We start from the raw sequence: 6,981 nt of genomic DNA, 5'->3' as shown, positions 1-6,981 counted from the left end.
AAGGACGATATCGATTCGGGCAATTCGGTCGCGTCGGTGACCGCGAACCTCGCGACGCATATCGACGATCCGGCGACGCGCATGGCGATGATCCAGGAATCGATGAATTCGGCGAAGACACAGCTCCGCGCGATGACCGCGGCGCAGATCCAGCTCTATACCGCGATCACCAGCTTCCCGATGATGCTGACCGCGCTGACGCGCACCGCCGACAAATTTCCCGCCTATTCGGTGACGATATCGAACGTCCCAGGGCCGCGCGAACAGATGTACTGGAACGGCGCGCGATTGGACGGCATGTATCCCGCGAGCATCCCCGTCGACGGCATGGCGATGAACATCACGCAGGTGTCGAATTTCAGGAATATCGATTTCGGCATCACCGCGTGCCGCCGCAGCGTCCCGCATGCGCAGCGGATGATCGACTATCTGGAGGAGGCGCTGGTGGAGCTGGAGGTCGCAGCGGGGATCAGGAAGGGGAAGTAGCTTCTCCGCCATCGTCACTCCGGGCTTGATCCGGGGTGACGAGGATAGCGGTTACCCTTCCTCGCCGCTCTCCAGATCGCGCGCGACCTTGGGATCGCGCAGCAGTTTTTCGATATGGCTCGCCTCGTCGAAGCTTTCGTCGGCGAGAAATTTGAGCTTCGCCGCATATTTCATCCGCACCTTCGATGCGACGGTCTTCTGCAGGTAGGCGGTGTTGGTACGCAGCGCCTTCAGCACGGCTTCCTCGTCCCTGCCGAGCAGCGGTTTAACGAACACCGTCGCGTGGCGGAGATCGGGCGACATGCGCACTTCGGTGATGCTCACCGGGTGCGTCGCGAGCACATCGTCGTGCACGTCGCCGCGCGCGATGATTTCGCTCAGGATATGACGCACCTGCTCGCCGACGCGCAGCACGCGGACCGACGGTCCCTGGTCTTTCTCGCCCTTCTTCACTTCGCCTTCTTCTCTTCGTCCAGTTTTGCGACGATGCGCGCGATCGAGCGCATGTTACGCGCGGTGCCCTTGCAGCCCAAGCGCCTTTCGATGAAGGGCCCGGTGAGCTTGCTGTCGGCGACCCCGTCACCATAGTCGAGGAACAGCATGCGTTGGCCGAGCGCGAGCTTTTCGCCCCCGCGACCCAGATGGTCGCCCAGCAACCGATCGAACTGTTCCCCGCTCGGCTGATCGGTCAGGAACATGGTATGGACGAACCGGTCCTCGTTCGTGCCGGCAAAGGGGTTGTCCGAGACGCCCGAGGCCAGTTCGTCGCGATCACGCACGACCACCGCGCTCGTCATGTCGAAGCGATCGTCGACCATCATCGCGAGTTTTTCCTCGAGCCCGCGCGTCGGCCGCGCCGCATGATCGAACAGCACATTGCCGCTCGCGACCACGGTCTCGACATTGCTGAAACCCTCGGCCTCGAACGCCGAGCGCAGATCGACCATCTTCAGCCGGTTGCCGCCGACGTTGATGCTGCCGAACAGGGCGACGTAGCGCACCATCAGCCGAACGCCATGATCCGCGCGCTCGATGTGGCGCGCGCAAGCAGCTCGCCGCCCTCGTCGAACAGTTCGGCCTCGAGGAAAGCCACCGACCGGCCGCGCCCGACCACGCGGCCCTTGCCGATCACGCGGCCGGGCATGACGGGTTTGAGGAAGCTGACGTTGAGGTCGATCGACGCGGGGACTTCCGCGCCACCGGTCATGCTGACGAGCGCGGGCCCCATGGTGTCGTCGAGCATCGCAGCGACAAAACCGCCCTGCACCGTCCCGCGCGGATTGAGCATCTGCGCGGTCGGATGAAAGGCGATCTCGATCCGGCCCTCGTCCGGATATTCGGCGATCAGCTCCCAGCCCAGCAGCTCGGCGCAGGGCGGGGCCGGAAACCGGCTGAAAAAACTCTCAGCCATGCTCCGGCCCTCCCGTTACAGCGTGCGTTCGCGCAGCTCGACTTCGAAGACTTCGAGATGGTCGCCCGGCTTGATGTCGTTCGTATCGGCCAGCACGACGCCGCATTCGAGGCCCGCGCGCACTTCGGCGACGTCGTCCTTGAAGCGGCGGAGCGACGCGATCGTCGTCGCCGAGACGATGACGTCCTCGCGTGTAAGACGCGCGTGGAGCCCCTTGCGGATCGAGCCTTCGAGCACGAGCAGACCTGCGGCCTTGTCGCGCTTGCCGGCGGGGAAAACCTCCTTGACCTCGGCGCGGCCGACGACGGTTTCGACGCGTTCCGGACCCAGTTCACCCGCCATCTCCTTCGCCACGTCGGCGGTCAGGTGATAGATGACGTCATAATACATGAAGCGCACTTTTTCGCGCGCCGCGATCTCGCGCGCCTTCGCGTTCGGGCGGACGTTGAAACCGATGATCGGCGCGCCGGTCGAGGCCGCGCGCGTTACGTCGCTTTCGGTGATCGCACCGGCGCCCGACAGGAGCACACGGACGCGGATCTCGTCGGTCGACAGCCTGTTGAGCGCATTGACGATCGCCTCGACGCTGCCCTGCACATCGCCTTTGACGATGACCGGATATTCGATGACGTTCGCCTTGTCGGCGAGCGCCGAGAACATGCCTTCGAGGCTGACCGGCGCCTGTTCGGTGCGCTTGCGGGTCGCCTGTTCCTGGCGATAGGCGGCGACCTCGCGCGCGCGCGCCTCATTCTCGACGACCGTCAGCGTGTCGCCCGCCATCGGCACCCCGCCGAGGCCGAGGACCTCGACCGGCATCGACGGCGTCGCCTGCTTGATCTGCTTGCCATGATCATCAACGAGCGCGCGGACACGACCGCTTTCGGCGCCGCAGACGAAGATGTCGCCGACCTTCAGGGTACCACGACGCACGAGGATCGTCGCGACAGGACCGCGGCCCTTGTCGAGCTTCGCCTCGATCACCGTGCCTTCGGCGGCGCGATCGGGGTTGGCCTTGAGCTCCATGATCTCGGCCTGCAGCGCGATCGCGTCGAGCAGCTTGTCGAGACCGGTCTTCTTGAGCGCCGACACTTCGACATTCTGGACGTCGCCACCCATTTCCTCGACCACCAGCTCATGTTCGAGCAGGCGTTCGCGGACGCGCTGCGGATTGGCGCCTTCCTTGTCGACCTTGTTGATCGCGACGATGATCGGCACGCCGGCCGCCTTCGCATGGTTGATCGCCTCGATCGACTGCGGCTTCAGCCCGTCGTCGGCCGCCACCACGAGGATGACGATGTCGGTGACATTGGCACCGCGCTGGCGCATCTCGGTAAAGGCCTCGTGGCCCGGCGTGTCGAGGAAGGTGATGACGCTGCCGTCCTTCGCCTTCACCTGATAGGCGCCGATATGCTGGGTGATGCCGCCGGCTTCGCCCGCCTGCACATTGGCGCCGCGGAGCGCGTCGAGCAGGCTGGTCTTGCCGTGGTCGACGTGACCCATGATCGTCACGACCGGCGCGCGCGGCTTGAGATGCGCGGCGTCGTCGACATCCTCGTCGTGGCGGATATCGACATCGCCTTCGCTGACGCGCTTGATCTCGTGCCCGAACTCGGTGACGAGCAATTCGGCGGTATCCTGATCGATCGCCTGGTTGATCGTGACCGGCATTCCCATCTTGAACAGCGCCTTCACAAGGTCGCTGCCCTTTTCGGCCATGCGGTTCGCGAGTTCCTGCACCGTGATCGATTCCGGCACCACGACTTCGCGGACCTGCTTCTCGCGCGGACCCGAAGAGGTCATGTGCGAACGCTTTTCCTTTTCGCGGGCGCGCTTCAGCGCCGCAAGGCTGCGCGCACGGGCGCCTTCATCCTCGTTGAGCGCGCGCGTGACGGTGAGCTTGCCCGACTGGCGGCGATTGTCGGTGCCGCGGTTCGCCTTCTGCTCCGGGCGCTTGGGTTCGGGGCGTTTCGGCGCTTCGACCGGCGTGAAGCGGCGCGGCGCCGGGGCAGCGCTGGTCGTCGCCGCCGGACGCGGCGCAGCGGTTTCGCCTTCGGGTGCTGCCGCAGCGGCGGGCGCTTCGGCCACGGGTTCGGGCGGAGCCGGTGCCGGCGCGGGTTCGGCGGCCTTGGCGGCGGCCTGTTCCTGACGTGCTTCGGCGCGGGCCTTTTCTTCCTCGGCGGCACGGGCACGCGCGGCTTCGTCGCGGCGGCGATTTTCCTCGAGCGCGGCCATGCGCGCCTCCTCGGCCTCGCGCAGCAGCTGTGCCTGTCGTTCCTGGCGCGTCATCAGGCTGTCGGGCGCTGCCGCCTTCGGCGCGGCGGGCTTCGGAGCGGGCGCAGGCGCGGGGGCCGGCGCAGGGGCCGGAGCGGCCTCGGCCTCCTCGACCTCGGGTGCCGGGGCGGCTTCGCCCGGACGGCCGAGCACGCGGCGACGCTTCACCTCGACCACCACCGTATTGCGGCGGCCGTGGCTGAATTGCTGCTGCACCTGTCCGGCCTCGACCGTCCGCTTCAGCCCGAGCGGCTTGCGGCTAAGGGTCGGCTTGTCCTGTTCGTCACTCATCGAAAACCATCATTCCTTCAAAACGCGTCCGAAACGGCGGAAGCCGCGGACGTATCCCCTGTCCCCGACGTGCGGGAAGCTGTGCTCGAAACGCGATTGGCCGCGTCCCTACTCCATCCGGTGAAAAACTGCCAGCGGCTCAAATGCGCCAGCACCCGGTCGGCGGCGCGGGCATCGACAATCGCCAGATGCACCGCATTCTCGCGCCCCAATGCCATAGATAGGGTGCCGCGGTCCACCGGCAAGACTTGCCCCTCGCGACCCGACCCTTCGTCGTCCTCGCCGACGCGCCATGCCTGCGCCAATTTCTTGAGCCCGTCCTCGCCCGCATCGCTCGCGTGGAGGAGCAGGCGGACCTGCCCGCGCCGCGCCGCCTGCTCGATCTTGTCATTGCCGCTGATCAGTGTGCCTGCACGCGATTCGAGCCCCAGCCGGTCGAGCGTCGCGCGCCGAAGCTGATCCTCGATCCGTTCGCCGAGATCGTCGGGGATGGCGATGTTGCCTTCGTGCAGCGCGCGCGCGAGCCCGCCCTTGAGCTTGCCCTTGGCGTGCGCGGCTTCGAGGGTCGCGCGATCGACGCCGATCCACGCGCCGCGCCCCGGCGCCTTGCCATGAACGTCGGGAGCGATGCTGCCGTCGGGGCCGAGCGCCAGGCGCACGAACTGCTCCGCCGGCGAAACCTCACCGGTCACGACGCAGCGCCGCTCGGGCACATGCTGGCCGCGCCCCTTTGCGCGGTCGGTTTCGGTCAGCTGATCATTGCGCGGGGTCCGCATCGGCGGCCTCCCCGGTTTGCGGCTCCGCCGCGGGCCCGGCCTGCGCCGCCGCTTCCGCAGGCTCGCTCGACTCTTCGTCGTCGAACCAGTGCGCGCGCGCCGCCATGATGATCTCGTTGCCCTGCTCTTCGCTGAGGCCATATTCGCCCAGCACGCCGCCCTTGTCCTCGGCGCGTTCGCTGCGCGCCGGACCGCGACGGTTGTCGGTGCGCTTCTTGGCAATGAGTTCGTCGGTCGCGAGATCGGCAAGGTCGTCGAGCGTCTTGATCCCGGCCTTGCCGAGTACGACGAGCATCGCTTCGGTCAGGTGCGGAATGTCGGCGAGCGCATCCTCGACGCCGAGTTCGCGGCGCTCGACGCGCGAGGCCTCCTCGCGGCGTTCGAGCCCTTCGGCGGCACGGCTCTGCAGCTCCTGCGCCAGTTCCTCGTCGAAGCCTTCGATGCTCGCGAGTTCGTCGAGCGGCACATAGGCGACTTCCTCGAGTTCGCCGAAACCCTCGGCGACGAGCAGCTGCGCGAGCGTCTCGTCGACATCCAGCTCTTCCTGGAACATCGTCGAGCGTTCGACGAATTCGCGCTGGCGCTTCTCGCTCGCGTCGGCCTCGGTCATGATGTCGATCTGGCTGCCGGTCAGCTGGCTGGCGAGGCGGACATTCTGGCCGCGGCGGCCGATGGCGAGACTGAGCTGGTCGTCGGGAACGACGACCTCGATGCGGCTGTCATCCTCGTCGATGACGACGCGCTGGACCGTTGCCGGCTGGAGCGCGTTGACGACGAAGGTCGCCGTGTCTTCGGACCAGGGAATGATGTCGATCTTTTCGCCCTGCATTTCCTGCACAACCGCCTGCACGCGGCTGCCCTTCATGCCGACGCATGCGCCGACGGGATCGATCGAGCCGTCATAGCTGATCACGCCGATCTTCGCGCGCGAACCCGGATCGCGGGCAGCGGCCTTGATCTCGATGATGCCGTCGTAGATTTCGGGCACTTCCTGCGCGAACAGCTTCTTCATGAAGTCGGGGTGTGCGCGGCTCAGGAAAATCTGCGGGCCGCGGTTTTCGCGGCGCACCGACAGGATCAGCGCGCGGACGCGGTCGCCGACGCGCATCAGTTCGCGCGGGATCTGCTGGTCGCGGCGGATCACGCCCTCGGCGCGGCCGAGGTTGACGACGATGTGGCCGAATTCGACCGACTTCACGACGCCGGTGATGATCTCGCCCGCGCGGTCCTTGAATTCCTCATACTGGCGTTCGCGGTCGGCCTCGCGGACCTTCTGGAAGATGACCTGCTTCGCCGACTGGGCGTCAATGCGGCCGAGGTCGACCGCGGGCAGCGGGTCGACGATGAAGTCGCCGATCTTGGCGTCCTTCTGCAGTTTCTGGCCCGAGGCGAGGTCGACCTGCTTGAAATAATCCTCGACCTGCTCGACGACCTCGACGACACGCCACAGACGAAGGTCGCCGGTCTGCGCATCGAGCTTGGCGCGGATGTCGTTCTCGGCGCCGTAGCGCGCGCGCGCTGCGCGCTGGATCGCTTCCTCGATGGCCTCGATGACGATGCCCTTGTCGATCATCTTCTCGCTGGCGACGCTGTTGGCAATCGCGAGCAGCTCGGCCTTGTTGGCGGAAATGGCAGTGGCCATCAGTCCTGTCCTTCTTCTTCCATTTCGTCGGCGCCCTCGATCGAGAGCGGGACGGTTGCGGCAATCAATTTGTCGGTGAGAACGAGCTTCGCCGTGTCGATCGC

7 protein-coding genes and 1 pseudogene are annotated in these 6,981 nt (G+C 66.4%); 1 reads left to right on the top strand and 7 read right to left on the bottom strand.

The window, feature by feature from the left end:
• Positions 1-486 (top strand): WS/DGAT domain-containing protein (locus JHC57_RS20105; protein ID WP_294032372.1); only part of this gene is annotated, 486 nt, incomplete at its 5' end.
• Positions 487-537: 51 nt separating this feature from the next.
• Here JHC57_RS20105 and rbfA read toward each other — a convergent pair.
• The 7 genes and pseudogenes from rbfA to JHC57_RS20070 form a co-directional block, all read right to left on the bottom strand.
• Positions 538-939, bottom strand: coding sequence for a 30S ribosome-binding factor RbfA (rbfA, locus tag JHC57_RS20100; protein ID WP_294032371.1), 402 nt, complete (start codon positions 937-939; stop codon positions 538-540).
• Complete coding sequence (locus tag JHC57_RS20095; RefSeq protein WP_294032370.1) at positions 936-1,490, bottom strand: DUF1697 domain-containing protein; 555 nt, start codon at positions 1,488-1,490, stop codon at positions 936-938. The genes rbfA and JHC57_RS20095 overlap by 4 nt, the downstream gene beginning before the upstream one ends.
• Complete coding sequence (locus tag JHC57_RS20090) at positions 1,490-1,897, bottom strand: PaaI family thioesterase (protein WP_294032369.1); 408 nt, start codon at positions 1,895-1,897, stop codon at positions 1,490-1,492. Before JHC57_RS20090 ends, JHC57_RS20095 begins: the two co-directional genes overlap by 1 nt.
• 15 nt (positions 1,898-1,912) lie before the next feature.
• Entirely contained in the window at positions 1,913-4,459 is a 2,547-nt protein-coding gene (gene infB / locus JHC57_RS20085; protein WP_294032368.1) for a translation initiation factor IF-2, read from the bottom strand.
• A 17-nt stretch (positions 4,460-4,476) separates the two neighbouring features.
• Positions 4,477-5,235, bottom strand: a complete 759-nt coding sequence (locus JHC57_RS20080; RefSeq protein ID WP_294032367.1) for a DUF448 domain-containing protein — start codon at positions 5,233-5,235, stop codon at positions 4,477-4,479.
• Positions 5,216-6,877 carry a transcription termination factor NusA gene (gene nusA / locus JHC57_RS20075; RefSeq protein WP_294032366.1) on the bottom strand — a complete coding sequence of 554 codons (1,662 nt, stop codon included), beginning with the start codon at positions 6,875-6,877 and terminating at the stop codon, positions 5,216-5,218. Before nusA ends, JHC57_RS20080 begins: the two co-directional genes overlap by 20 nt.
• Positions 6,877-6,981: pseudogene (locus tag JHC57_RS20070) on the bottom strand (ribosome maturation factor); the annotation flags it as partial. The gene nusA and the pseudogene JHC57_RS20070, both read right to left, overlap by 1 nt.

Source organism: Sphingopyxis sp. (assembly GCF_016463645.1).
In the GTDB taxonomy this organism is placed as follows: domain Bacteria; phylum Pseudomonadota; class Alphaproteobacteria; order Sphingomonadales; family Sphingomonadaceae; genus Sphingopyxis.
The sequence above is the reverse complement of the archived record's forward strand: the minus strand, read 5'-3'. Positions and strand labels throughout refer to the sequence as shown.